This window comes from Paraburkholderia bengalensis (genome assembly GCF_037126505.1).
GTDB lineage: Bacteria > Pseudomonadota > Gammaproteobacteria > Burkholderiales > Burkholderiaceae > Paraburkholderia > Paraburkholderia bengalensis.
Genome location: NZ_JACFYJ010000009.1, coordinates 1 through 22,145, shown reverse-complemented (window position 1 = coordinate 22,145; position 22,145 = coordinate 1). Strand labels below are relative to the sequence as shown.

Here is a 22,145-nt window from a genome sequence, read left to right as displayed (position 1 = left end):
GTCCGAAAGCTTCGCACGGTTATCATTTAATCGACGCTGATCACGTCAATAATAATTACGCCGCTCGAACTGAAAGCCGAGCGGCTTTCTTTTTTCCGCGTCCGCTTTGCGCGTAAATTTTGTCCGACGCAAGAATCATTCGATACGCGCGCTGACCTGTTCGCCGTCGAATCGCAGCGGACCATTCCCGAGCGTCAATCCCTCGATCAGTTCGCGCAGCAGCGCAGGCCACGCGCTGCGCGGCTGGAGCATCGACGCGGCGGCGCGCATCACGCTGGCTTCATCGAGCATCTGCAACAGCGCGTCGAACGGCAATGTGCGCGCGTCGAGCAGTCTGAACACGATCAAGACTTTCAGCGCGTTCTTTGCGTTGCGCGCGGGATCGACGCGCAGCCATGCGAGCCGCGACATCGCGCGGTCGAGCGCCGCGCGCACGTCGGAGAACGGCGCGCCGTGGCCGGGAATCACCGTCTTCACATCGAGCGTGCCGATCAGTTCGAGCACCGCCTGCTGTTCGGCGAAACCGCTTTCGCCCTCCAGCTCGGGAAAGATCACACCGAAGCCGTTTTCCCAGAGCGCGTCCGCGCTGATCAGCAGACGCTGTTCGGCGCAATAGAGCATCAGCGAATGCGGGTCGTGGCCGGGCGCGCCGAGCACGTCCCAGTCGAGCGCGCCGAGCGTAACGCGCATGCCTGGCGCAATCGAGCCGGAATAGGCGAAGCGTTCGCAGAATTGGCCGGTCGCGCGGAAGGTCAGACGCGTCTCGTCCCAGTCGCGCACGGCTTCCGTTTCCGTCGACGGAATCAGCGTGCGGCATGGCCATGCGGCCTGCAACTGCGCATTGCCGCCGCAGTGGTCGGAATGCAGATGCGTGTTGACGATCAGGTCGAGCGGCCGCGCGCCGAGCGCGTGCCTGACGAGCGCCACCGTTTGCGCCGCATGCGATGCGTAGCCGGTATCGACGAGCGCCGCGCATGCATCGTCGACCAGCAGCACATTGTTCGACGACAACCAGCCGCGCTCGAACACGCGCACGGACGCAGGCAGCCGTTCAGGCGACGCGGCCGACGCGGCAGGCAGCGCGCTCATGCGTCGCCTGCCTGTTCGACGACTTGCTTCGGCATCACGAGTATCGTCGACTTACCGAGCAGCACGGTTTCCGAACGCTGGTTGACGACACTGCCTTCCAGCTGTGTGAGGTCGCCGTTCAGGCTGGCTTTCCAGAACGCGCCGGCGACGCGCCATGTCATCGTCAGCATGTCGCCGCAGTGCACGGCTTTCTTCAGCTTGATGTCGAACTCGAGTCCGAGCGGCTGCGCGTAGGTGGAGAAATGCGTGGCGAGCAGCGCCATGAAATGCGCGGTGGGTTGCGTGCCCGACGCGATCAATCCGCCGAAGCGGCTTCGCGCCGCGTAGGCGTCGTCGTGATGCAGCGGGTTGAGATCGTTGACGAGCGTGGCGAACGACTTGATCGATTCCGCCGGGACTTCCAGCGTCGCGCTGAACGTCTCGCCGATCGTCACGACGCGCGGCGGCGTGTTCATGTGTTGGCCTCGCGCGTGCTGTTTTGCTTCGCCATGATGTCCGCGTGGCGCTGTTCGATGGCGTCCCATACCGCGCGCTTCGCGTCGTCGTCGAATGACGACCAGCTCGCGATTTCGTCGATGGTCCGCAGGCAGCCGTCGCACAGGCCCGTGGCCGCGTTCATCCGGCACACGTTGATGCATGGCGACGGAACGTTCGCGCCGCGTTGGGCGGCGGAGACGTTAGGCGCGGTGTCGGCCGTCATGCCGTTTCGCGCAGCGCCACGTCGACGACGGGCGCGCCCGTCATCGCGGCCAGCTGCTGCGGCGTCAGATTGAAGACGGCGTGCGGATGACCGGCGGCTGCCCACAGGCTGTCGAGCGTGAAGAGATCGGCGTCGATCAGCGTGACGGGCGTCGTCGCGTGGCCGATGGGGCACACGCCGCCGATTGCGTAGCCCGTCTTTTCGCGCACGAACTTCGCGTCGGCGCGCGCGATGTCGCCAACCTGCGCCGCCACCTTTTTTTTCGTCGACACGATTCGCGCCGCTCGCGACGATCAGCACGGGCGCGTCGTCTTCGCGGCGGCGAAACAGGATCGACTTGGCGATCTGCGCAATCGAGCAGCCGAGGCCCGCCGCCGCTTCCGCCGACGTCTTGCCCGTTTCCGGCAGCATCACGATCTGCCCGTCATGGCCGCGCTCGCGCAACAGCAGCGCGACGCGGCGCGCCGACTCGGGCAGCGAATCGATATCGGGCCGGTGAGGGGTGGTTGCGTTGTCCGTCATGTTGTTCGTTCCTGTGGTGCTTTCTGTGGTGCTTTCGTGGCGTATCACGCGCAGGTGACTTTCTCGCTGCGCGCTTTCGCCAGCAGCGCCTTGCCCGCGCGCGACACGTTCGGCCTGCCGATCGACGTCGAGATGAAATCGCCGATCTCCACGACCTGCGCGAGATCGATGCCCGTTTCGACGCCCAGGCCGTTCATCAGATACAGCACGTCTTCCGTCGCGACGTTGCCGGTTGCGCCCTTCGCGTACGGACAACCGCCGAGCCCCGCCACCGAAGCATGAAAGATTTCGATGCCTTCCTGCAGCGCGGCGTAGATGTTCGCGAGCGCCTGGCCGTATGTGTCGTGGAAATGTCCCGACAGGCGTTCACGCGGAAACACCTGCGTGACGGCCTGAAACACTTCGCGCGTGCGCTTTGGCGTGCCGACGCCGATCGTGTCGGCGATGTCGATCTCGTCGCAGCCGAGCGCCGCAAACCGTTCGACCACATCGACCACGGAGGCCACGGGCACATCGCCCTGGTATGGGCAGCCGAGCGCGCACGATACGCTGCCGCGCACGCGCAGGCCGTGTTCCTTCGCGGCTTGCGCGACGGGCACGAAGCGCTCGATGCTTTCGGCGATGCTGCAGTTGATGTTCTTTTGCGAGAACGCCTCGCTGGCTGCGCCGAAGATGACGATTTCGTCGGCGCGCGCGGCGAGCGCGCCTTCGAAGCCGCGCAGGTTCGGCGTCAGCACCGAATAGATCGTGCCCGCGCGGCGCTCGATGTTCGCCATCACGTCCGCGCCGTCTGCCATCTGCGGCACCCATTTCGGCGACACGAACGACGCCGCTTCGACGTTCTTGACGCCGGCCGCTGCGAGCCGGTTGATCAACTGGACCTTGATGTCGGTCGGCACGAACTCTTTTTCGTTTTGCAGTCCGTCGCGCGGACCGACTTCGACGATCTTGACTGCTTGTGGCATGGCCATGTTTGTCTCCTGCCGCGTGAAGCGGTCTGTGTTGCAGTGGGGGCCGGTACGCGCGCCGATATCCGCGTCGATATCCGCGTCAACACCCGCCTCAATACCCGCTCAATACCCGCGCGAAATATCGACGATGCCGCCAATCGGCTCGCCGCGCATCAACGCGCCGATCTTCTGCGCGATCTGCGCGACGCTTTCTTCGCGCAGCGTCAGCGCCGAGATATGCGGCGTGATCGTGATGCGCGGATGTTTCCAGAATGGGTGTTGCGGCGGCAACGGCTCTTCGACGAAAACATCCAGCGTAGCGGCCGCGATTTGCCCTTGCTCGAGCGCATCGAGCAGATCGCTTTCGACGAGATGCGCGCCGCGCGCGATGTTGACGACGTACGCGCCGCGCGCGAGCTTCGACAACGTGCGCCCATTGAGCACGCCGTGCGTGTCGGGCGTGTGAGGCAACAGATTGACGAGCACCTTCACGCCATCGAGAAAGGCATCGAAGTGCGCCTGTCCCGCGTACGTTGCGACGCCTTCGATACTGCGCGCGCTGCGGCTGAAACCCCGCACGGGAACACCGAGCGACGTCAGCGAGGCTGCCACATGCGAGCCGAGCACGCCGAGACCCAGCACGCCGACCGTGAACGTGTCGCGTGGATGCGGATCGAGCACGTGCCAGCGCTGTTCTGCCTTCAGCTGATCGTATTCGTCGAAGCGGCGAAGATAGCGCAGCACGGCGTGCGTGACGTACTCGACCATCTGCTGCGCCATGCCGGTGTCTTCCAGTCGCACGAGTTGCGCGTTGCGGGGCAGCGTGCCGGGATGATCGTGCTCCAGCTCGAGGATCGCATCGACGCCCGCGCCCAGGTTGAATATCGCGCGCAGATCGTGGCGCCCTGCGAGCATCTCGCGCGGCGGCCTCCAGACGATCGCGACATCGGCGGGAGCGTGGTCGCCCGGTTGCCATTCGCGCAATTGTGCGCCGGGCAGCGCGCGCGACAGGTCGCGCAGCCAGGCCGCGGCATCCGATTGCGGGGTATAGAACAGGACTTTCATACGGAGGACGAGTGGCGCCGTCAGCTTTTTGGACAGGCTTCATTCTACTTTTTCGCCGCCCTTCGCGTGCATTCGACCATACGGCATAGGACCGCAAGCCGTTGCTTCCGGCACGCGCCACGGCATGGCGATATGCAAAGCACGAAAAATTGGTTCAGGCAGTGCAGGGCGCACGCGACAATGATTCCCGGAACTTCCGTAGCGAGGAAAGAATCATGTTTTCGTGCACCCGATCGATCTGGCCACCGCGGCTCGTGACCGTGCCGGGCTTGCACGGCAGCGAAAGTGCGCATTGGCAGACGTGGCTGGAGCGCCAGTTTGCGCGGTCATTGCGCGTGGAGCAGAGAGACTGGGACGCGCCCGATCTCGCGCAATGGGCGCAGGCCGTGCGCGATCTGCTGGCGAGAGAGCGTGGCCCGTTCATCCTCGCCGCGCACAGCTTCGGATGCCTTGCAACCGCGCACGCATTGGAAACCATTCCAGCCGCCGATATCGCCGGCGTGTTGTTCGTCGCGCCCGCCAGCCCGAAGAAGTTCGAGTTTGCGGGTGCGTTCGAAGCGAGGCGCCTGGGCGTGCCCTCGATTCTGATCGGCAGTGAGACCGACCCGTGGATGCAGGCTGGCGACGCGCGCATGTTGGCACGGCGACTGGGCAGCGCGTTCGTCAATCTCGGCGACGCGGGACACATCAATACGGCAGCGGGCTTCGGGCCGTGGCCGCGCGCGAAATATTTCGTCGATACGCTTGCGCATTGTGCGGCGCCGCTGCGCTTTCACGACGAGGAAGTCGAGTTCGCCTCTCACGTGTCGGGCTAGTAGCGCGCCGCACGCATCAGATCCAGTGAAAGCCCTTCGCGAGGATGCCTGCCAGCGCGAAGTTCGCCGCCCATAGCAGACGGAATTCGGTGCGCATGGTGCTTTCGAAGGTGGCGAATCGAGTCTCCATCTTTGCTTCAAACAGACGGAACCGCTCGTCGACGTAGGATCTCAGCTCACGCACTTCACGTTTAATGTCTTCGAGGTCCTGAAGGATATGTTCGATTGTGGTTTCGGCTCGGGTCATTCGCGCCTCCATGTTGAGACCGCCATGTATCAACCGAAGCGCGCGGAAGCGGCGCTTCGTCAAGGACTTTTCTAACGTTTCCATTGGCACGATCGTAAACAATTGCGTTCCTAAACGGGTTTCTGCTTGATCAGAATTTCGATTAATAGATAACTGCCAGGCACGGTGTTGTGTGGACGTTCCCATATTCGTATGCGAGACCGTGCGTTGATCGTACGTGGGACGTTCGAGCGAGAAGATTCAGCCAGACGACATAAGACATACACCCAGAACGCACATCCGGTGATCCGCTAGAATCGCCAATCCGGCCGCAGCACCGCGGCCACATGCTTCATCATCGACCAAGCGGGGAACACATGGCAGGAAGAGGGGATTCGACGCGCTGGCTTGCGGCCGGCTTGACCGCGTTGGCGCTTTCGCTCGGCGCGGCGCAGAGCGCGCACGCGGACACATCGCTGCTCAATGTCTCGTACGACGTCACGCGCGAGCTGTACAAGGACATCAACACCGCCTTCGTCGCGGCCTACAAGCAGAAGACAGGCGAGACGGTGACGCTGAAGCAGTCGCACGGCGCGTCGAGCGCGCAGGCGCTGTCGGTGTTGCAGGGCTTGCAGGCCGACGTCGTGACGATGAACCAGCCAAATGACATCGACCTGCTCGCCGAGCGCGGCCATCTCGTGCCCGACAACTGGCGCGCGCGCCTGCCCGACAACAGCGCGCCGTACACGACGACGATGGTGTTCCTCGTGCGCAAGGGCAATCCCAAGCACATCAAGGACTGGGACGATCTGGCCAAGCCCGGCGTGCAGGTCGTGATTCCGAATCCGAAGACGGCGGGCAACGGCCGCTACACGTATCTCGCGGCGTGGGGCTACAAGAAGCAGAGCGGCGCGACCGACGCCCAGGCGCTCGACTTCGAAAAGGCGATCTTCCGCAACGTACCCGTGCTCGACACGGGCGGACGCGGCGCAACGACGACCTTCACGCAGCGCGGCATCGGCGATGTGCTCGTCACGTTCGAAAACGAAGTGTCGCTGATCGATACGGGCGTGGGCGCGGGCAGCTTCGAAGCCGTGTATCCGTCGATGAGCATTCTGGCCGAGCCGCCCGTCACGATCGTCGACAAGTGGTAGACAAGCGCGGCACGCGCAAGGAAGCGCAGGCATATCTCGACTATCTGTACACGGCGCCCGCGCAGGAAATCATCGCGCAGCATCATCTGCGGCCGCGCGATGCCGCCGTGCTCGCGAAGCACGCAAGCGAGTTCAAGCCGCTGAAAACATTCACCGTTGAGCAGGTGTTCGGCAGCTGGCAGAAGGCGCAGCAGACGCATTTCGCCGACGGCGGCACGTTCGATCAGATCATCGTCGATCGCAAATAGCCTTCGGGTAACACGCAAAAAAGGCCGCTTCGACAGTTTCGAAGCGGCCTTTTGCACGTCAGGCGCGTCTCGTCCAGAAACGCCCCTGGCACCAACTAAAAACTTAGTGCCCGTCGCAGCCGTGCTCGCAGGCGTTGCGTTCGACGGGCATCTGCTGCGCCGCTTCCGCGCGAATGCCGAGTCGTTCGAGCAGCTTGCGGTCGGCTTCGGCTTGCGGGTTGCTCGTCGTCAGCAACTGGTCGCCGTAGAAGATCGAGTTCGCGCCCGCGAGGAAACACATCGCCTGCAGTGCTTCGTCCATCTGCTCGCGTCCCGCCGACAGGCGCACCATCGCGCGCGGCATCGTGATGCGCGCGACGGCGATCGTGCGCACGAATTCGAACGGATCGAGTGCTTCCGTGCCCGTCAACGGCGTGCCGTCGACCTGCACCAGATTGTTGATGGGCACGGATTCCGGATACGGTTCCATGTTCGCGAGCTGCGCGATCAGGCCCGCGCGTTCGCGGCGCGACTCGCCCATGCCGACGATGCCGCCGCAGCACACGTTGATGCCCGCGTCGCGCACGCGCTCGAGCGTCTCCAGCCGGTCCTGATACGTGCGCGTCGAAATGATCTGGCCGTAGAACTCCGGCGACGTGTCGAGGTTGTGGTTGTAATAGTCGAGGCCCGCGTCGCGCAGCGCCTGCGCCTGATGCGTCTCCAGCATGCCGAGCGTCACGCAGGTTTCGAGGCCCATCGCCTTGACGCCGCGAATCATGTCCTTGATCGGTTCGAGGTGGCGGTCTTTGGGATTGCGCCACGCGGCGCCCATGCAGAAACGCGTCGCGCCGTTGTCTTTCGCGACACGCGCGGCGGCCAGCACCTCGTCGACTTCCATCAGCTTTTCAGCCTTGAGGCCCGTGTCGTGATGCACGGATTGCGGACAATACGCGCAGTCTTCCTCGCAGCCGCCCGTCTTGATGGACAGCAGCGTCGACAGTTGCACGGTGTTGGCGTCGAAGTGCTCGCGGTGCACCTGTTGCGCGCGGAACAGCAAGTCGTTGAACGGCAGATCGTACAGTGCGACGACATCCGCGACGCGCCAACGCGCGGCAGCGGCATCCGTGGCTGCTGCAGCGGCTTGCGACGGCGTGACGGGCAAAGGGGCAGTGGTGATATGGCTCATGAGGTTCTTCCGGGGTTTTTCCTGACTAATTCGAATGGTCGATGACCGTCAGCCGCGCGCGCCGCGCAGCGTCTGCAACAGTCGGGCTGTGTCGAGGTGTGTCGCGGCGACATCGGGCGACGCGGGATTCAGATGCGGCACGATGCCGAGCAGCGGCGCGCCGTACTGGCGATCCAGCCGCTCGCGCAGCGCCGCGATGTTCTCGTCGGCGAACAGCATCGCGGGATCGACGCGATTCGCGACCCAGCCCGCGATGGGCAGCCCGCGCGCGGCGATGGCTTCCGCCGTCAGCAGCGCATGGCTGATGCAGCCGAGCCGCATGCCCACGACGAGCACGACGGGCAGATTCAGCGCTTCGGCGAGATCGGCAGTGTCGAGCGTATCGGTGAGCGGCACCCGAAAGCCGCCGACACCTTCCACCACCACGATATCCGCCATCTCCCGCGCGGCATTGTGCGCGTCCAGGATAGGCGCCATGTCGAGCGTGACGTTTTCGTGTGCGGCGGCGATGTGCGGCGCGGCGGGTTCTTTCAGCATGAACGGCGTGCGAATATCGGGCGGCAGCAGCACGCTCGAAGCGGCGTCGAGCTGATCGGCGTCTTCGTTGTGCAGCACGCCGTCCACGAGCGCGGCGCCTGCCGCGATCGGCTTCATCGCGGCCGCGCGCAGACCTTCGCGCGCGAAGCCGCGCAGCAGCGCCGCGGAAACGAGCGTCTTGCCGATTTCGGTGTCGGTGCCCGTCACGAACAGGGAGAGGGCGAGGCTCATGCGAGCGCCTCCGCCGTTTTCGTCAGCGCGCTTTCGAGCAGATCGAGGTCGCTGTGCGAATGCGCCGCCGACAACGAAATGCGCAAGCGCGACGTGCCTTCCGGCACGGTCGGCGGCCGGATCGCGGGCACCCACAGGTTCGCGCGATCGAGCGACGCGGCCACGTCGAGCGTCGCGTCGTTCGCGCCGATGATGAGCGGCTGCACGGCCGTATTCGAATCGACGGGCAGCCACGGCGTGCGTGTGAGCATCTCGCGCGTGCGCGCAATCAGCGAGCGCAGGTGCCTGCGCCGATGCTCGCCCTCGTCGCCGCCGATGATGCGCAGGCTCGCCGACACGGCATGCGCCGCCGACGGCACCGACGCCGTCGTGAAGATATACGGGCGCGCGCGCTGCACGAGCCATTCGATCACCGTCTCGTGCGCGACGACGAACGCGCCCGACACGCCCGCCGCCTTGCCGAGCGTGCCGATCGAAATCAGGTGCGGCGAACGCAGCGCGGCCTGGGCGATGGCGCCGCGTCCTTGCGGGCCGAGCACGCCGAAGCCGTGCGCGTCGTCGAGGACGAGCCACGCGCCGTGCTGCTCCGCCAGTTCGAGCAGGCGCGCGAGCGGCGCGATGTCGCCGTCCATGCTGAACACGGTATCGCTGACGATCAGCTTCACGGCAGCGTCCGACGCATCGAGCATCGCGCTCAACGCTTCGGCGTCCGCGTGCGGATAGATCTGGATCTCGGCGCGCGAGAGCCGCGCGCCGTCGATCAGCGAGGCGTGGTTCAGCGAGTCGGAAAAGAGTGTCGTGCCGCGTCCCGCGAGCGCCGTGAGCGTCGCGAGATTCGCCATGTAGCCGGTGCTGAAGTACAGCGCGCGCGGATTGTCGACGAAGCCGCCCGCGAATTCCGCGAGATCGTCTTCGAGTTGCGCATGCGCGCGCGAGTGGCCGCCGAGCAGATGCGAGCCGCCGCTGCCCGCGCCATATTGACGCGCGCCTTCCGCGATCGCGGCGACGAGCAGCGGATGCGCGGCCAGCCCGAGATAGTCGTTGCTCGCGAAACCGATGATGTCGCGCCCGTCGACGCTCATATGCGCCGAGCACGGTGAATCGGCGGTGCGCCGGCGACGGCGCAGGCCGCGCGCGTCGATGTCCTTCAAACCTTGTTCGAGCGAGTCGAGCAGTTGCATCAGCACGCCTCCGTCAACGTCGCGTCGAAGGTCGCGCGCGTGCGTTCGGCGAGCAGCGCGATGTCTTCGTCGTCGAGAATGTACGGCGGCATCAGATAAACCGTCGTGCCGATCGGGCGCAGTAGCAGTTCGCGCTGCAGCGCGTTCTCGAAGAAGCGGCGCGAGAAGGTTTTTGCCGCGTCGGCGTCGTCGATCGCTGCGTCGAAGGCGAAGATCGTGCCGCGCCGGCGCAGATTGCGTACCTGCGCGTGCTGCGCGAGCGGTTCGAGCGCGGCGCGCAGCGTGGCCGACTTGCCTTCGTTGGCGGCGAGCACGTTGTCGCTCGCGAACAGATCGAGGGTGGCGAGCGCCGCGCGGCACGCGAGCGGATTGCCCGTGTACGAGTGCGAATGCAGGAAGCCGCGCGTCGTGTCGTCGTCATAGAAGGCGGCGAAGATTTCGTCGCGCGACAGCACGATCGACAGCGGCAGATAACCGCCGCTGATGCCCTTCGACAGGCACAGAAAATCCGGCCAGACGCCTGCCTGCTCGCTCGCGAAGAAGGTGCCCGTGCGCCCGCAGCCGACGGCGATTTCGTCGGCAATCAGATGCACGCTGTAACGGTCGCACAGCGCGCGCAAACCGGCGATATACGACGCGTCGTGCATCGCCATACCCGCCGCGCATTGCACGAGCGGCTCGACGATCAGCGCCGCGATGTTCTCGGCGCGCGCTTCGAACAGCGCGCGCACATCGTCGACGCGCTGCGCGACGTCGGCGGCCGTTTCGCCGTTGCGCGCAAAGCGTGCATCGGGCGACGCCACCACGTGCGCGTTGCGGATCAGCGGATCATAGGCGTCCTTGAAGAGGGCGACATCGGTGACGCCGAGCGCGCCGATCGTTTCACCGTGGTAGCCGTTCGCGACGCAGACGAACTCGCGCTTGTAGTCGTAGCCGCGATTGCGCCACGAATGGAAGCTCATCTTCAACGCGATCTCGACGGCCGATGCGCCATCCGACGCGAAGAACGCGTGGCCCAGCGTGTTGTGCGTGAGCGCGCCCAGGCGTTCGGCGAGTTCGATGGCGGGCTCGTGCGTGCAGCCGGCGAGCATCGCGTGTTCGAGCGTGTCGAGCTGGTCTTTCAGGGCCGCGTTGATGCGCGGGTTCGCGTGGCCGAACAGGTTGACCCACCACGAACTGATTGCGTCGAGATAGCGGTGTCCTTCGCGGTCGTACAGCCACGCGCCGGCGCCGCGCGACACGGGCACGAGCGGATAGCGCTCGTGATGCTTCATCTGCGTACAGGGATGCCACACGGCGCGCAGGCTGCGGGCGATCCAGTCTTCGGTTGCTTGTGTATTCAAAACTGCTCCGGAACATGAACCGGGCCAAGGCGCGGGCGGCGGGCGCGGCGCGTCTCGCGTGTCGGTCATGCAAATGCTGCTGGCGATTCGGGACGGTCGACGTCCACCTGAAATCCGGCGGCGGGAAGCGTCGTCGCATGCGTCGATGCGCTCGCTTTCCGTCACGCCGGATGAGCTGTTGCCGGACGGCGCCGCGACCGTTCGGAGGTCGGTCGCCGCGCCCTTTTTTGCGACAGCGGGAGTGAGATTAGCGCGATATCCGCCGCGATGCACTATCTGAAAATGCTGTGTTTTCAAGGGCCTGCGCGCGATTTGCAGCGGTTGTCGACAGCTCGCGACAGTTCGATTTCAAACGCCGCAGATGACAGTAGATGACGACGGCAAAGTCACGCACCCCTGTGAAGAAAAATTTGGGGCGGCGTGGGCGGACTGGCGGAATCAGGGCGCGTATGGTTTGGCGCTATCGCCGTGCCGGGCGGCTGGAAACTCGTGCTGCCGTCCGGAGCCTCGCTCGGCGGATGAGCGTTTGTTCACCGGGAATGCAGCGACGCAACCTTGGCAATCCTTACCACACCAAGATCGGTGAGGACGGGCGAGAGAATTCAGGTGCGGATGCCGGCGCGGCAGATTACGCGCGCGCGCTCGACGCAGCGGCGGCGCGCGTCAGGAGGAGGGCTGCGGAGAGGACAGGGGACGCCCGGCGCGCACTGCACGCACTGCACGCAGCGGGCGACAAGGAGATCAGCGGCTAGCCAATGCGGGCTTGGCGCCGTTCTTTGCCGGCGAATCGGCGTCGTCGGCTTCAGCTGTGCGGGTCGAAGCGTCCTTCCATACGACGGCATCGTTCACCGCGTACAGGTGGCACGGATCGGAGCTTTGCTTCTGGCAGTTGGCGATCGCGACGGACATCGGATCATCGCCGCCTTCCGCCCACGACCACGCGCCCGAATCGGACACGGCAAACGCGCGGCTCGGATACTGGTGCAGGAAGTTGCGATAACCGGCGCGGCCCGCTTCGTCGACGAACGGCACGGAATCGACGGCATCGATCGAAGCGAAGTGCGTCGCCTTCGGTTGCGCCGGCTCGGTGACGCGATACTGAACGCCCGTCGGCATGCCGATGCGCGCGAGGAACGCTTCCACCGACGGCCACCACACACGCACGCCGTCGCGATCGCCGACCAGACGATGCGCGTCGTTCTTGTACGAGCCGAAATCGACCATCTTCGCCGTCGCGCCCACGTTCTGCGCGTGCTCGGTGTACGCCGTGTACATCCGCGAGACCAGTTGCGACGGCCAGATCGAATCGTTGTCGCCGTACAGCCACAGCGACGGCACGTGCGTCTTTTCGCCGTACGTGCCGAATGCGTTGGTCAGGTTGCCTTGCCAGTCGGTGCAGGCGTCCTGGCGCAGGCCGCCCGAGAAATTGATCAGGCCGCGCACGCCAGGCGCCGGATTCGTGCCGTAGGCGATGGTCGCGAGACCGCCGTGCGACGTGCCTGCCACGACGATGTGCTGCGGGTCGATATAGCTCTGCTTCGACATGAAATCGACGGTTGCCGCGACGTCCGCGGCCTGGCTCATGCCGTTGCGCGTCACGTCGCAGCCGTCCTGCACGTACTCGCCGCCCGAATTCGCGAAACCCTGGCGGTTCGGCGCGACGACGACATAGCCGCGCCGCACGAATTCGCGCGCGAGCGACACGGGATCACTGCGCGTCTGCATGCGCGGATCGCCGTGAATCTTGCCGTGGTTGAAAACGACCATCGGGAATGGACCCGCGCCGTCCGGCTTGTAGATGGTGGTTTCGAGCGTGACCTGACTGTCGCCGCCGACGGGAATGCGAATGATCTGTTCGGTCAGCTTGACGACGGGCAGATAGCCGTCTTCGTCGAGTGCCAGGCGCTGCACCTGGGCGCGGCCGAGCGGGCCGCCTTCGAGCGGGTCAGCGTGCGCGAACGTCACGGCGCTTGCCATGAAGGCTGCCGACATCGCACATACCATCAGAACTTTGCTGTACACCATCCGCTGCACCTGCTCTCAAAAACGTCTGAAGCATCCCTGACCGGTTTCCTGACGGCTGGCCGTACGGGCTGATTGCGCTTCGATGACACCCCAAGGATCAAGGTCAAAAGGATCACACATGCCGCGCAATTCGCACAGGCAGACAGATCAAGACCGCATTGGAATGAACCGAAGCCGGTCGACGCGACCCCGACGCGTCGAAGTGAGTGCTTCGCGACGCCCTTGATCGCGTGCCCGCTGAAGCAATCAACGGGCGGTGCGTCGGGACATCCTGTGGGGGCGGTGGACCGCCACCTCACGACGAAGCACTGCAACATCTGTGAGGCTCATACTGGCACGACAATTTATATTTGTGCAATTCAGTACAAACCCCTTGCGGCACTAATTGCTGCCTCCACAGCGCGGACATGCCTTGTAGATGCGGCCTTCCGAGCGGGTCGGCAAGAATTGGAAATTGAGGGACGTGGCGTCGATCCAACACCTTGATTTTCTTACAGAAACGGCCCTTTTTTGAGGTTTGCAGAAGGTATTTAATACGCTGCTGCGACGCAGCGTAAAACGCAGCGTCAGCGATCGCTCACATCGCCGTCGACATAGCGCCAGCAACCGTCGTCGCCTCTTACGAAGCGGCTGGATTCGTGCAGCCGATGCGCGCGTCCTCCGACTTTGTAGCGGGCGACGAATTCCACTTCGGCGTGCGTAGCGTCGAGCGGCGCAAAGCGTTTGATTTGCAGACCTAGCCAACGCGGCGCGTCGGGCGCGGCGGGATCGATGTCGAGATCGGCGGGGCAGGTTTGCGGCGCCCAGGTGTTGCGCAAATATTGGGATTCGCCGAGCACATACGCGCTGTAGCGCGAGCGCATCAGTTCGAGCGCGGACGGCGCGGCGGCGCCGCCGTCGATGTAGCGGCCGCAGCAATCGATGAAACGCGGTGGCTTGCCGGGGGCGCGGCCGTTCGGCGCCGCGCCCCCGCACGGACAGTCAGCAGGACGTGATTTCAGGCTCGGTTTCGCTGATGAAGCAGTCATTGAGATCGTCAGAAGGTTTAGCCAAGTCCGCGCGCGATCAGAATCTTTTGGATGTCGCTGGTGCCTTCGTAAATCTGGCACACCCGCACGTCGCGGTAGATCCGCTCGACGGGGAAATCGCTCAGATAGCCGTAGCCGCCGTGAATCTGCAGCGCGGCCGAGCAGATGCGTTCGGCTGCTTCCGAAGCAAACAGCTTCGCCATGGCCGCTTCCGTCAGACAGGGCTGGCCCGCGTCCTTCAGCGCCGCTGCGTGCCAGATCAGCTGACGCGCGGCTTCAAGTTGTGTCGCCATGTCGGCGAGCCGGAATTGCACGGCCTGGTGCGCGAACAGCGGCTGGCCGAAGCTTTCGCGTTCTTTTGCGTATGCGAGCGCCGCATCGAGCGCCGCGCGCGCCATGCCGACGCTCTGCGCGGCAATGCCGATGCGGCCGCCTTCCAGTCCCGACAGCGCGATACGGTACCCTTCGCCTTCCGCGCCGATCCGGTTCGCGGCGCTCACGCGGCAGTTCTCGAACACGATCTGCGCGGTATCCGACGAATGCTGGCCGAGTTTGTCCTCGACGCGTGCGACGACGTAGCCGGGCGTATCCGTCGGCACGATGAACGCGCTGATGCCGCGCTTACCCGCGCTTTTGTCGGTGACGGCCATCACGATCGCGACGTTGCCGTTCTTGCCGCTGGTGATGAACTGCTTGACGCCGTTGAGCACGTAGGAATCGCCGTCGCGCGTCGCCGTCGTGCGCAAGGCCGACGCGTCCGAGCCCGCCTGCGGTTCCGTCAGACAAAACGCGCCGAGCATCTCGCCGCGCGCGAGCGGCGTCAGCCAGTCGCGCTTTTGCTGATCGTTGCCATAGGTCAGAAGAATGCTGCAGACAGGGCAATTGTTGACGGAGATCGCCGTGGACGTGCCGCCGTCGCCCGCCGCGATTTCTTCGAGTATCACCGCCAGCGCCAGCGCATCGAGGCCCGCGCCGCCGTATTCGTCGGGCACAAGCACGCCGTACGCGCCGAGTTCGGCGAGTTGCCGGTGGACGTCGGCGGGAAAGGTGCGCTCGCGGTCCCACTGCGCGGCGTTCGGGGTCACGGCGTCACGCACGAAAGTGCGGACGGCGTCGCGGATCATCAGGTGATCCTGATCGAGCAACATGCGGGTGTCTCCTCGTTATGTCTCGTTCTATGCGCTCATTGGTCGGATCGGCAGTCGAATCGATAGTCGAACCGGCCGACGAATTACCAGTCGAGCGCCGTGCCGTCGTACTGGAAAAAGCGGCCGTGAAACAGGTCCGGCGAACTGGCCGCCTGCGCAAGCACCTCGCGCATGCCGCGCACGCTGTGCTCGGGATCGACGGCCGCCTGCGCGCCGCCCATATCGGTGCGCACCCAGCCGGGATGCAGCGACACGCAGGTGGCGCGGCGCGTCTGCAGCGACGTCACTTTCAGCACGTCGTTCAACGCGGCCTTGCTCGCGCGATACAGCCAGCCCGTCGTGCCGCTCGCTTCGCTGATGCTGCCCATGCGGCTCGACAGCACGGCGAGCACGCCGTTCGCGTCCTCGACGAGCGGCAGCAGAACGGGAATCAGCTGCATCGGACCGCGCACGTTGGTCGACATCACGGCGTCGAAGTCTTCGGCGGTGATCGTCTCGATGCCTTCCGTGCGCGGGCCGTACACACCCGACACGATCACGGCGGCGTCGAGCCGCTCGCCGTCGAGCTTCCAGCCGAGCGCGGCGATGTCTTCAGGCGCGGTGATATCGAGCGAAAAGGCCTCGGCGCCGAGCGCGACGAGCTCGCCGAGCGATTGCGCGTCGCGCGCCGTGGCGAGCACGCGCCAGCCGTCGTGCGCGTATTGCCGGACGAACTCGCGGCCGATGCCGCGCGACGCGCCTACGATCAACACAGTCTTCATTGCATGTCCTTTTGCGCGCGGATGGGCCGCGCGCGCCTCGTTAGATCAGTTCGACGCCCATCGCCGTCGCCTCGCCGCCGCCGATGCACAGGCTCGCGACGCCGCGCTTGCCGCCGCGCTTCTTCAGCGCGCCGATCAGCGTGACGAGAATGCGCGCGCCCGATGCGCCGATCGGGTGGCCGAGCGCGCACGCGCCGCCGTTCACGTTCACCTTGTCGTGCGGCAGGTCGTGCTCTTTCATCGCGGCCATCGTGACGACGGCGAACGCCTCGTTGATCTCGTACAGATCGACGTCTTCCGCTTTCCAGCCGTTCTTGTCGAACAGCTTGCGGATCGCGCCGACGGGCGCCGTGGTGAACTTCGCCGGTTCCTGCGCGAACGTGGAATGGCCGACGACGCGCGCGAGCGGCGTCACGCCGAGCTTTTTCGCCGTCGATTCGCGCATCATCACGAGCGCCGCCGCGCCGTCGCTGATCGACGACGAGTTCGCCGCCGTCACCGTGCCCGTCTTGCTGAACGCGGGCTTGAGCGTCGGGATTTTGTCGAGATTCGCCTTGAACGGCTGCTCGTCGCGCTCGACGGTCACGCTGCCTTTCTTGCCTTCGAGCGTGACGGGCGCGATTTCCCACGCGAACGAACCGTCTTCGTTGGCGCGCTTCGCACGCGTCAGCGATTCGATCGCGAACTTGTCCTGCGCGTCGCGTGTGAAGTCGAACCAGGCCGCGCATTCTTCCGCGAACGTGCCCATCAGACGGCCCTTGTCGTACGCGTCTTCGAGGCCGTCGAGGAACATGTGATCGAGCACCTGGCCGTGGCCCATGCGCATGCCGCCACGCGCCTTCGGCAGCAGGTACGGCGCGTTCGTCATGCTCTCCATGCCGCCCGCGACGATCACGTCGACGGAACCGGCTGTCAGCATGTCGTGCGCGAACATCGCAGCGCGCATGCCGGAGCCGCACATCTTGTTGACGGTAGTCGAGCCGACCGACAGCGGCAGCCCCGCGCCGAGCGCCGCCTGGCGCGCGGGCGCCTGGCCTTGGCCCGCGGGCAGCACGCAGCCCATCACGGCTTCGTCGATCTGCTCGGGCTTGAGCCCCGCGCGCTCGACCGCCGCCTTGATCGCGATCGCGCCGAGTTGCGGCGCCGTCAGCGACGCGAAATCGCCTTGAAACGCCGCCATCGGCGTACGCGCGACGGAAACGATGACGATGGGATCTTTGTTTGTCTCACTCATGTTTCAGCTCCTTGATAACACCGTGAACGGCAGCGGCCACGCCGTCGAGCTTCGCGGCATCGGCGGCGACCATGTCGAGATCGGTCGAATGCGCGCGGCTCGCGGACACGGCCGCGACGCAATTCGTGTAAGTCTCTTCCAGCTTGGCGGGGTCTTTCACCGTCATGCCGAGATCGCGCACGCGGCCGTCATGCACGCCGTAGACCCAGCCGTGAATGGTGAGGTCCTGGCCGCGCGCCCACGCATCGTTGATGATCGTCGTGCGGCACACGTTGACGACCTGCTCGATCGTGTTCAGCTCGACCAGCCGGCGATGGCGCGCTTCGCCCATCGGCCATTCTTCGAGCAGCGCGGCGTGCTTCGAGCGCACGTCCTGCACGTGATGCAGCCAGTTGTCGGCGAGACCGACGCGGCGGCCGTGCAGCGCCGCGCCGACGCCCGAGCAGCCGTAGTGGCCGACCACCATGATGTGCTTGATCTTCAGCAGATCGACGGCGAACTGCACGACGGACAGGCAGTTCAGATCCGAGTGCACGACGACGTTCGCGATGTTGCGGTGAACGAACACTTCGCCCGGCGGCAGGCCGATGATCTCGTTGGCGGGCACGCGCGAATCCGCGCAGCCGATCCACAGATATTCAGGCGCCTGCTGATGCGCGAGGCGCGAGAAGAACTCGGGATCTTCTTCGAGCTTGTGCGTGACCCACGCGTCGTTGTTCGCGAACAGATGTGCGAGGGGATGAGCGGAGGATGCGTTCGTAGTCATGATTCGTTCCGACTTGGTCTGGTTGTCCAGTGTTGGTGTTGTTCAATGGCGGATGCGCGCCCATTCATGCGGCGCGCGCCGCTGCCGTGTCCGCCTCGGCGGCGCGACTGGCGGGTTGGTCCGTCGCGAACCGTTCGGGGTAGCGCACGCTGAAGCGCAAGCCGCGGTCGTACGGATAAAAATCGGGCAATTCGCCGCGCAGCAGATGATCCTTGTGCTTTTGCCAGAGCGCGGGATCGAAGAAATCCGCGTGATGCTTGAGGAAAGACTCGCGCACGCGCGGATCGCCGAGCAAAAACGTGCCGTATGTCTCCGGAAAAATATCGTGCGGACCGACGGAGTACCACGGCTCGCCCGACAGCTCGTCTTCTTCGTTGCACGCCGGCGGCACGGCGCGCACGTTGCAGTCGGTCAGATACTCGATTTCGTCGTAATCGTAGAACACGACGCGACCGTGCCGCGTCACGCCGAAGTTCTTGTACAGCATGTCGCCGGGAAAGATGTTCGCCTGCATCAGTTCCTTCACCGCGTTGCCATATTCCTCGATGCCGTGGTCGATGTCGGCAGCGCTGCCGTTCTGCAGATAGAGATTGAGCGGCACCATGCGCCGTTCGATGTACAAATGCTTGATGACGAGGTTGCCGCCCTCGTATTCGAGCATCGACGGCGCTTGCGTTTGCAGTTCGCGCACGAGCGCATCGTCGAGTCGCGACAGCGGCAACGCGACGCTCGAATATTCGAGCGTGTCGGCCATGCGTCCCACACGGTCATGGCGCTTCACCAGTTGATATTTGCCGATCACCTGTTCGCGCGTCGTCTCTTTTGGCGGCGGAAATGCGTCCTTGATGACCTTGAACACGTACGGGAACGACGGCAGCGTGAACACGATCATCACCATGCCCTTGATGCCGGGCGCGATGATGAAGCGGTCGCTGGAATGCTTCAGATGCCGCAGCAGATCGCGATAGAAGAGGTTCTTGCCCTGCTTCTGCAAACCCAGCGACGTGTAGATTTCCGCCTTCGGTTTGCCCTGCAGCAGCGTGCCGAGAAATTCCACGTACGCGGACGGCACTTCCATATCGACGAGAAAGTACGAATGCGCGAAGCTGAAAATGATCAGCAGCTGATCGCGCTTGCAAAGCAAGGCGTCGAGCGCGAGCAGGCCCGGCCTCACGTGGTGGAGGGGCAGCGCGAACGGCATCATCGCGTCGCCGTTGATGATGCGGCCGACGATATACGCCGCCTTGTTGCGGAAGAACAGCGACGACAGCACGTGAATCTGGAAATTGGGCGCTTCGACGAACGTGCCGAAATTATCGCGCAGCGCTTCGATCACGCACGCCACGTCGCGCGTCAGGTTCTCGAACGGCGGATTCAGCTGGAAGTTCGTGACGATGCGCTCCAGCGTTTCGGCGAGCCCGTCCTTGCCAGGATAGTAAGCGCGATACGTCGATTTCGCGGCCGGCTCGTCGTTCTCGATGTACTCGGTCGAAATCGCGGGCCGCACGAAGATGAAATCGTTGTTGAAGTACGAGCGATGCAGGATATGGCAGCACACCGAATTGAAGAACGTCTCCGCACATTCGGGCTGGCGGTGCGTCGTCAGCAGGCCGATGTAGTGCAGCTTGATCTGCTGCCAGACATCGTCGCCGATGTTCTCCGCGTCGTATTCGTCTTCGAGCTTTTCGATGCACTCGCGCACGCGCTCGTCATACGACGTGATGCGCTCGCGCGCGAGCTTCTGCAGGCCGTGCCAGTCGCCGGCTTCGAACAGATCTTTCGCGCGGATCGCGGCTTCGCGGAAGATGCGATAGTGCCGGTCAAACCCCGCGAGCAGCGTCTCCGCGACGTCGAAGCCGATCTGTGACGACAGCAGTTTGGGAAAGTGATTCATGTCGACCGTGCATTCGCTCAGGGTTCGCTCAATGTCGTGAAGACTCCCGAGATTGTATCGTCGGGCGCGCTCGCGAGACGCATTCCAGCCTTTTGGGCGCGGCGCCGGCGCAATGTCAGTTGAAGCCTGTTGCACGGCGTTCGGCGCATCTTCAGTCAACGTCGCGCCAAATGCCGGGTTCGTCGTCCGATCTTTCGATCAGGATTTTTCTTTCAACGTGTCGTCGTGCGCGGCGTTCGCCTCGTTCCGGTAGCCGTCGCCGCGCTCGCCCTTTTCGAGCAGCGTGCGCGCCTGTGCTTCGTACTGCGCGAGGTCCTCGAGCGTCGCGTTGAGATCTTCCCGCTGACGCTCCAGCACTTCGCGGTGTCTGACCACCGTCGCGAGAAATGCCTGCAATTGCGGCACGGTATCCGTCGGCGAGTCGTACAGGTCGAGCAGATCGCGAATCTCCGACAACGTGAAGCCAAGGCGCTTGCCGCGCAGCGTCAGCCGCAGCCGGGTGCGGTCGCGGCCCGAGTACACGCGGCGCAGACCGCCCGATCCTTCGCGGCTCGGTGAGAGTAAACCCTGGTCTTCGTAGAAGCGGATCGCTCGCGGCGTCACGTCGAATTCGCGCGCCAGTTCGGTAATCGTGTATTGGGTGTTCATCGTTGGATGTTGGGTGCGTCGCCGGGTTTCCGTCGGACTTTCCGGCGAGCGCGCACGGAAACGGATTGAACGCTAGAATCGACGTTTACGTTATCGTCAACCTGAACAAAGCGCAACCACGCCGCGCCGACGCGATCTTGCGGCAGCAATACAGCGATAAAGCAGCGATGCGGCATGCGGCCGACGAAGGAAACCCCACGATGAATGCTCTCGAACACCAACTCGACTACCCGTTCGCCGACACGATGCCCGCCGCCGGCACGACGCAGGAAGTCGCGCCGGGCGTCTACTGGCTGCGCATGCCGCTGCCGTTCGCGCTCGATCACATCAATCTGTGGCTGCTGCGCGACGAGATCGACGGGCAGAAGGGCTGGACGATCGTCGATTGCGGCATCGCGTCGGATGAGATCAAGGCGAACTGGGAAAAACTGTTCGACACCGCGCTGGAAGGGTTGCCCGTGCTGCGTGTGATCGTCACGCACTGCCATCCGGATCACCTCGGTCTCGCGAGCTGGCTGTGCGAAGGCGGCGACCAGAAGCGCTGGAACGTGCGTCTGTGGATCACGCTCGGCGAGTACATGCTGGGCCGCGTGATGGCGGCGGGCGACGGCTCGAATGCGGGCGGCGAGGGCGCGGCGCGGCATTTCGCGCGGCATGGCCTGACGGACGAGGCGTCGCTCGACAAGCTGCGCAATCGCAAGAGCTACTACTCGACCCTCGTGCCGTCGGTGCCGGGCCAATACCGGCGTCTGCGCGAAGGCGACGCGGTGGCGATCGGCGGGCGCGCGTGGCGCGTCGTGACGGGCTTTGGCCATTCGCCGGAACATTGCGCGCTGCATTCGGCGGCCGACGGCGTGCTGATTTCCGGCGACATGGTGCTGCCGCGCATTTCGACGAACGTGTCGGTGTTCGATATCGAGCCGGAAGGCAATCCGCTCGCGTTGTATCTCGGTTCGCTCGGCCGCTACGAAACGATGGCCGCCGATACGTTGGTGCTGCCGTCGCACGGCAAGCCGTTTCGCGGCTTGCACACGCGCATCGGGCAATTGCGCGATCACCACGCGGCGCGGCTCGCGGAAGTGCGCGACGCGTGCGCTGCGAAGCCGTGCAGCGCCGCCGATATCGTGCCCATCATGTTCAAGCGCGAGCTCGATATTCACCAGATGACGTTCGCGATGGGCGAAGCGCTCGCGCATTTGCATCTGCTGTGGCTGCAAGGCGAACTGAAGCGGCTCACGGGCGGCGATGGCGTGATCCGCTTCGCGAACGTGAAGTAACGGCAAGCGCGCTCCAGACGAAAAAGCCCGGAAGAACCGGTAATGCCGTTCAGTTAAGGTCTTTTCTGAGGTACCGAACGGTGTAACGTGAAGGGCGGGATTTGACGACCCGGTCGCATGCGCGGCCGGGTCGTTTGT

General features: G+C 64.6%; 20 protein-coding genes and 2 pseudogenes. 3 read left to right on the top strand and 19 right to left on the bottom strand.

Annotated elements, in window-relative coordinates; all coding sequences use genetic code 11:
- Positions 1 to 135: 135 nt before the first annotated feature.
- The 6 genes and pseudogenes from H3V53_RS08195 to H3V53_RS08170 form a co-directional block, all read right to left on the bottom strand.
- A complete protein-coding gene (locus H3V53_RS08195) occupies positions 136 to 1,089 on the bottom strand; it encodes an MBL fold metallo-hydrolase (RefSeq protein WP_336597535.1) in 954 nt (317 codons plus the stop codon).
- A complete protein-coding gene (locus H3V53_RS08190; RefSeq protein WP_336597534.1) occupies positions 1,086 to 1,544 on the bottom strand; it encodes a MaoC family dehydratase in 459 nt (152 codons plus the stop codon). The genes H3V53_RS08195 and H3V53_RS08190 overlap by 4 nt, the downstream gene beginning before the upstream one ends.
- Entirely contained in the window at positions 1,541 to 1,789 is a 249-nt protein-coding gene (locus tag H3V53_RS08185; protein ID WP_336597533.1) for a DUF1289 domain-containing protein, read from the bottom strand. Before H3V53_RS08185 ends, H3V53_RS08190 begins: the two co-directional genes overlap by 4 nt.
- A pseudogene (locus tag H3V53_RS08180) lies at positions 1,786 to 2,311 on the bottom strand (YbaK/EbsC family protein). The gene H3V53_RS08185 and the pseudogene H3V53_RS08180 overlap by 4 nt, the downstream one beginning before the upstream one ends.
- Before the next feature lie 44 nt (positions 2,312 to 2,355).
- Positions 2,356 to 3,282, bottom strand: coding sequence for a hydroxymethylglutaryl-CoA lyase (locus H3V53_RS08175; protein ID WP_336597532.1), 927 nt, complete (start codon positions 3,280 to 3,282; stop codon positions 2,356 to 2,358).
- A 102-nt stretch (positions 3,283 to 3,384) separates the two neighbouring features.
- On the bottom strand, positions 3,385 to 4,326 hold the full coding sequence (locus H3V53_RS08170; protein WP_336597531.1) for a 2-hydroxyacid dehydrogenase: 942 nt from the start codon (positions 4,324 to 4,326) through the stop codon (positions 3,385 to 3,387).
- 215 nt (positions 4,327 to 4,541) lie between these two features.
- On the opposite strand from H3V53_RS08170, the gene H3V53_RS08165 reads away from it, so the two are divergent.
- Positions 4,542 to 5,141 (top strand): alpha/beta fold hydrolase, encoded by a 600-nt coding sequence (locus H3V53_RS08165; RefSeq protein WP_054917950.1) that lies wholly within the window; start codon positions 4,542 to 4,544, stop codon positions 5,139 to 5,141.
- 16 nt (positions 5,142 to 5,157) lie between these two features.
- Here H3V53_RS08165 and H3V53_RS08160 read toward each other — a convergent pair whose 3' ends face one another.
- Positions 5,158 to 5,472, bottom strand: coding sequence for a hypothetical protein (locus H3V53_RS08160; RefSeq protein WP_054917700.1), 315 nt, complete (start codon positions 5,470 to 5,472; stop codon positions 5,158 to 5,160).
- 272 nt (positions 5,473 to 5,744) lie between these two features.
- Between H3V53_RS08160 and H3V53_RS08155 the strand changes: the two are divergent.
- A pseudogene (locus H3V53_RS08155) lies at positions 5,745 to 6,769 on the top strand (sulfate ABC transporter substrate-binding protein).
- Positions 6,770 to 6,872: 103 nt separating this feature from the next.
- On the opposite strand, the gene bioB reads toward H3V53_RS08155, so the two are convergent.
- The 12 genes from bioB to H3V53_RS08095 all read right to left on the bottom strand — a co-directional run bounded on the left by bioB (position 6,873) and on the right by H3V53_RS08095 (position 20,730).
- Positions 6,873 to 7,934: a biotin synthase BioB gene (gene bioB, locus H3V53_RS08150; protein WP_336597530.1), complete on the bottom strand. Its 1,062-nt coding sequence runs from the start codon at positions 7,932 to 7,934 to the stop codon at positions 6,873 to 6,875.
- 48 nt (positions 7,935 to 7,982) lie between these two features.
- Positions 7,983 to 8,702, bottom strand: a complete 720-nt coding sequence (gene bioD / locus H3V53_RS08145) for a dethiobiotin synthase (protein WP_336597529.1) — start codon at positions 8,700 to 8,702, stop codon at positions 7,983 to 7,985.
- Positions 8,699 to 9,883 (bottom strand): 8-amino-7-oxononanoate synthase, encoded by a 1,185-nt coding sequence (bioF, locus tag H3V53_RS08140; RefSeq protein ID WP_336597528.1) that lies wholly within the window; start codon positions 9,881 to 9,883, stop codon positions 8,699 to 8,701. Before bioF ends, bioD begins: the two co-directional genes overlap by 4 nt.
- Positions 9,883 to 11,226, bottom strand: a complete 1,344-nt coding sequence (gene bioA, locus H3V53_RS08135) for an adenosylmethionine--8-amino-7-oxononanoate transaminase (RefSeq protein WP_336597527.1) — start codon at positions 11,224 to 11,226, stop codon at positions 9,883 to 9,885. The genes bioF and bioA overlap by 1 nt, the downstream gene beginning before the upstream one ends.
- Before the next feature lie 741 nt (positions 11,227 to 11,967).
- A complete protein-coding gene (locus tag H3V53_RS08130; protein ID WP_336597526.1) occupies positions 11,968 to 13,251 on the bottom strand; it encodes a dienelactone hydrolase family protein in 1,284 nt (427 codons plus the stop codon).
- A gap of 566 nt (positions 13,252 to 13,817) precedes the next feature.
- Entirely contained in the window at positions 13,818 to 14,279 is a 462-nt protein-coding gene (locus tag H3V53_RS08125) for a YchJ family protein (protein ID WP_336597525.1), read from the bottom strand.
- 17 nt (positions 14,280 to 14,296) lie between these two features.
- Positions 14,297 to 15,427, bottom strand: coding sequence for an acyl-CoA dehydrogenase family protein (locus H3V53_RS08120; RefSeq protein ID WP_054917682.1), 1,131 nt, complete (start codon positions 15,425 to 15,427; stop codon positions 14,297 to 14,299).
- Positions 15,428 to 15,510: 83 nt separating this feature from the next.
- Positions 15,511 to 16,188 (bottom strand): SDR family oxidoreductase, encoded by a 678-nt coding sequence (locus tag H3V53_RS08115; RefSeq protein WP_054917681.1) that lies wholly within the window; start codon positions 16,186 to 16,188, stop codon positions 15,511 to 15,513.
- A gap of 40 nt (positions 16,189 to 16,228) precedes the next feature.
- Entirely contained in the window at positions 16,229 to 17,422 is a 1,194-nt protein-coding gene (locus H3V53_RS08110) for an acetyl-CoA C-acetyltransferase (RefSeq protein WP_336597524.1), read from the bottom strand.
- The gene (can, locus tag H3V53_RS08105) at positions 17,415 to 18,188 is read right to left on the bottom strand and encodes a carbonate dehydratase (RefSeq protein WP_054917678.1); all 774 of its coding nucleotides are present in this window, start codon (positions 18,186 to 18,188) and stop codon (positions 17,415 to 17,417) included. The genes H3V53_RS08110 and can overlap by 8 nt, the downstream gene beginning before the upstream one ends.
- A 64-nt stretch (positions 18,189 to 18,252) precedes the next feature.
- Positions 18,253 to 20,082 carry a bifunctional isocitrate dehydrogenase kinase/phosphatase gene (gene aceK, locus H3V53_RS08100; protein ID WP_336597523.1) on the bottom strand — a complete coding sequence of 610 codons (1,830 nt, stop codon included), beginning with the start codon at positions 20,080 to 20,082 and terminating at the stop codon, positions 18,253 to 18,255.
- Positions 20,083 to 20,280: 198 nt separating this feature from the next.
- Positions 20,281 to 20,730: a MerR family transcriptional regulator gene (locus H3V53_RS08095; RefSeq protein ID WP_336597522.1), complete on the bottom strand. Its 450-nt coding sequence runs from the start codon at positions 20,728 to 20,730 to the stop codon at positions 20,281 to 20,283.
- A 200-nt stretch (positions 20,731 to 20,930) separates the two neighbouring features.
- On the opposite strand from H3V53_RS08095, the gene H3V53_RS08090 reads away from it, so the two are divergent.
- A complete protein-coding gene (locus H3V53_RS08090; RefSeq protein WP_336597521.1) occupies positions 20,931 to 22,007 on the top strand; it encodes an MBL fold metallo-hydrolase in 1,077 nt (358 codons plus the stop codon).
- The last annotated feature ends 138 nt before the right edge of the window (positions 22,008 to 22,145 follow it).

Coding starts and splice junctions, on each gene's coding strand:
- H3V53_RS08185 (WP_336597533.1), bottom strand. CDS start 1,789: ATGACGGCCGACACCGCGCCTAACGTCTCCGCCGCCCAACGCGGCGCG.
- H3V53_RS08170 (WP_336597531.1), bottom strand. CDS start 4,326: ATGAAAGTCCTGTTCTATACCCCGCAATCGGATGCCGCGGCCTGGCTG.
- H3V53_RS08190 (WP_336597534.1), bottom strand. CDS start 1,544: ATGAACACGCCGCCGCGCGTCGTGACGATCGGCGAGACGTTCAGCGCG.
- H3V53_RS08125 (WP_336597525.1), bottom strand. CDS start 14,279: ATGACTGCTTCATCAGCGAAACCGAGCCTGAAATCACGTCCTGCTGAC.
- H3V53_RS08120 (WP_054917682.1), bottom strand. CDS start 15,427: ATGTTGCTCGATCAGGATCACCTGATGATCCGCGACGCCGTCCGCACT.
- H3V53_RS08165 (WP_054917950.1), top strand. CDS start 4,542: ATGTTTTCGTGCACCCGATCGATCTGGCCACCGCGGCTCGTGACCGTG.
- H3V53_RS08110 (WP_336597524.1), bottom strand. CDS start 17,422: ATGAGTGAGACAAACAAAGATCCCATCGTCATCGTTTCCGTCGCGCGT.
- H3V53_RS08090 (WP_336597521.1), top strand. CDS start 20,931: ATGAATGCTCTCGAACACCAACTCGACTACCCGTTCGCCGACACGATG.
- H3V53_RS08175 (WP_336597532.1), bottom strand. CDS start 3,282: ATGGCCATGCCACAAGCAGTCAAGATCGTCGAAGTCGGTCCGCGCGAC.
- H3V53_RS08195 (WP_336597535.1), bottom strand. CDS start 1,089: ATGAGCGCGCTGCCTGCCGCGTCGGCCGCGTCGCCTGAACGGCTGCCT.
- bioD (WP_336597529.1), bottom strand. CDS start 8,702: ATGAGCCTCGCCCTCTCCCTGTTCGTGACGGGCACCGACACCGAAATC.
- bioB (WP_336597530.1), bottom strand. CDS start 7,934: ATGAGCCATATCACCACTGCCCCTTTGCCCGTCACGCCGTCGCAAGCC.
- H3V53_RS08095 (WP_336597522.1), bottom strand. CDS start 20,730: ATGAACACCCAATACACGATTACCGAACTGGCGCGCGAATTCGACGTG.
- aceK (WP_336597523.1), bottom strand. CDS start 20,082: ATGAATCACTTTCCCAAACTGCTGTCGTCACAGATCGGCTTCGACGTC.
- H3V53_RS08160 (WP_054917700.1), bottom strand. CDS start 5,472: ATGGAAACGTTAGAAAAGTCCTTGACGAAGCGCCGCTTCCGCGCGCTT.
- bioF (WP_336597528.1), bottom strand. CDS start 9,883: ATGCAACTGCTCGACTCGCTCGAACAAGGTTTGAAGGACATCGACGCG.
- can (WP_054917678.1), bottom strand. CDS start 18,188: ATGACTACGAACGCATCCTCCGCTCATCCCCTCGCACATCTGTTCGCG.
- H3V53_RS08130 (WP_336597526.1), bottom strand. CDS start 13,251: ATGGTGTACAGCAAAGTTCTGATGGTATGTGCGATGTCGGCAGCCTTC.
- H3V53_RS08115 (WP_054917681.1), bottom strand. CDS start 16,188: ATGAAGACTGTGTTGATCGTAGGCGCGTCGCGCGGCATCGGCCGCGAG.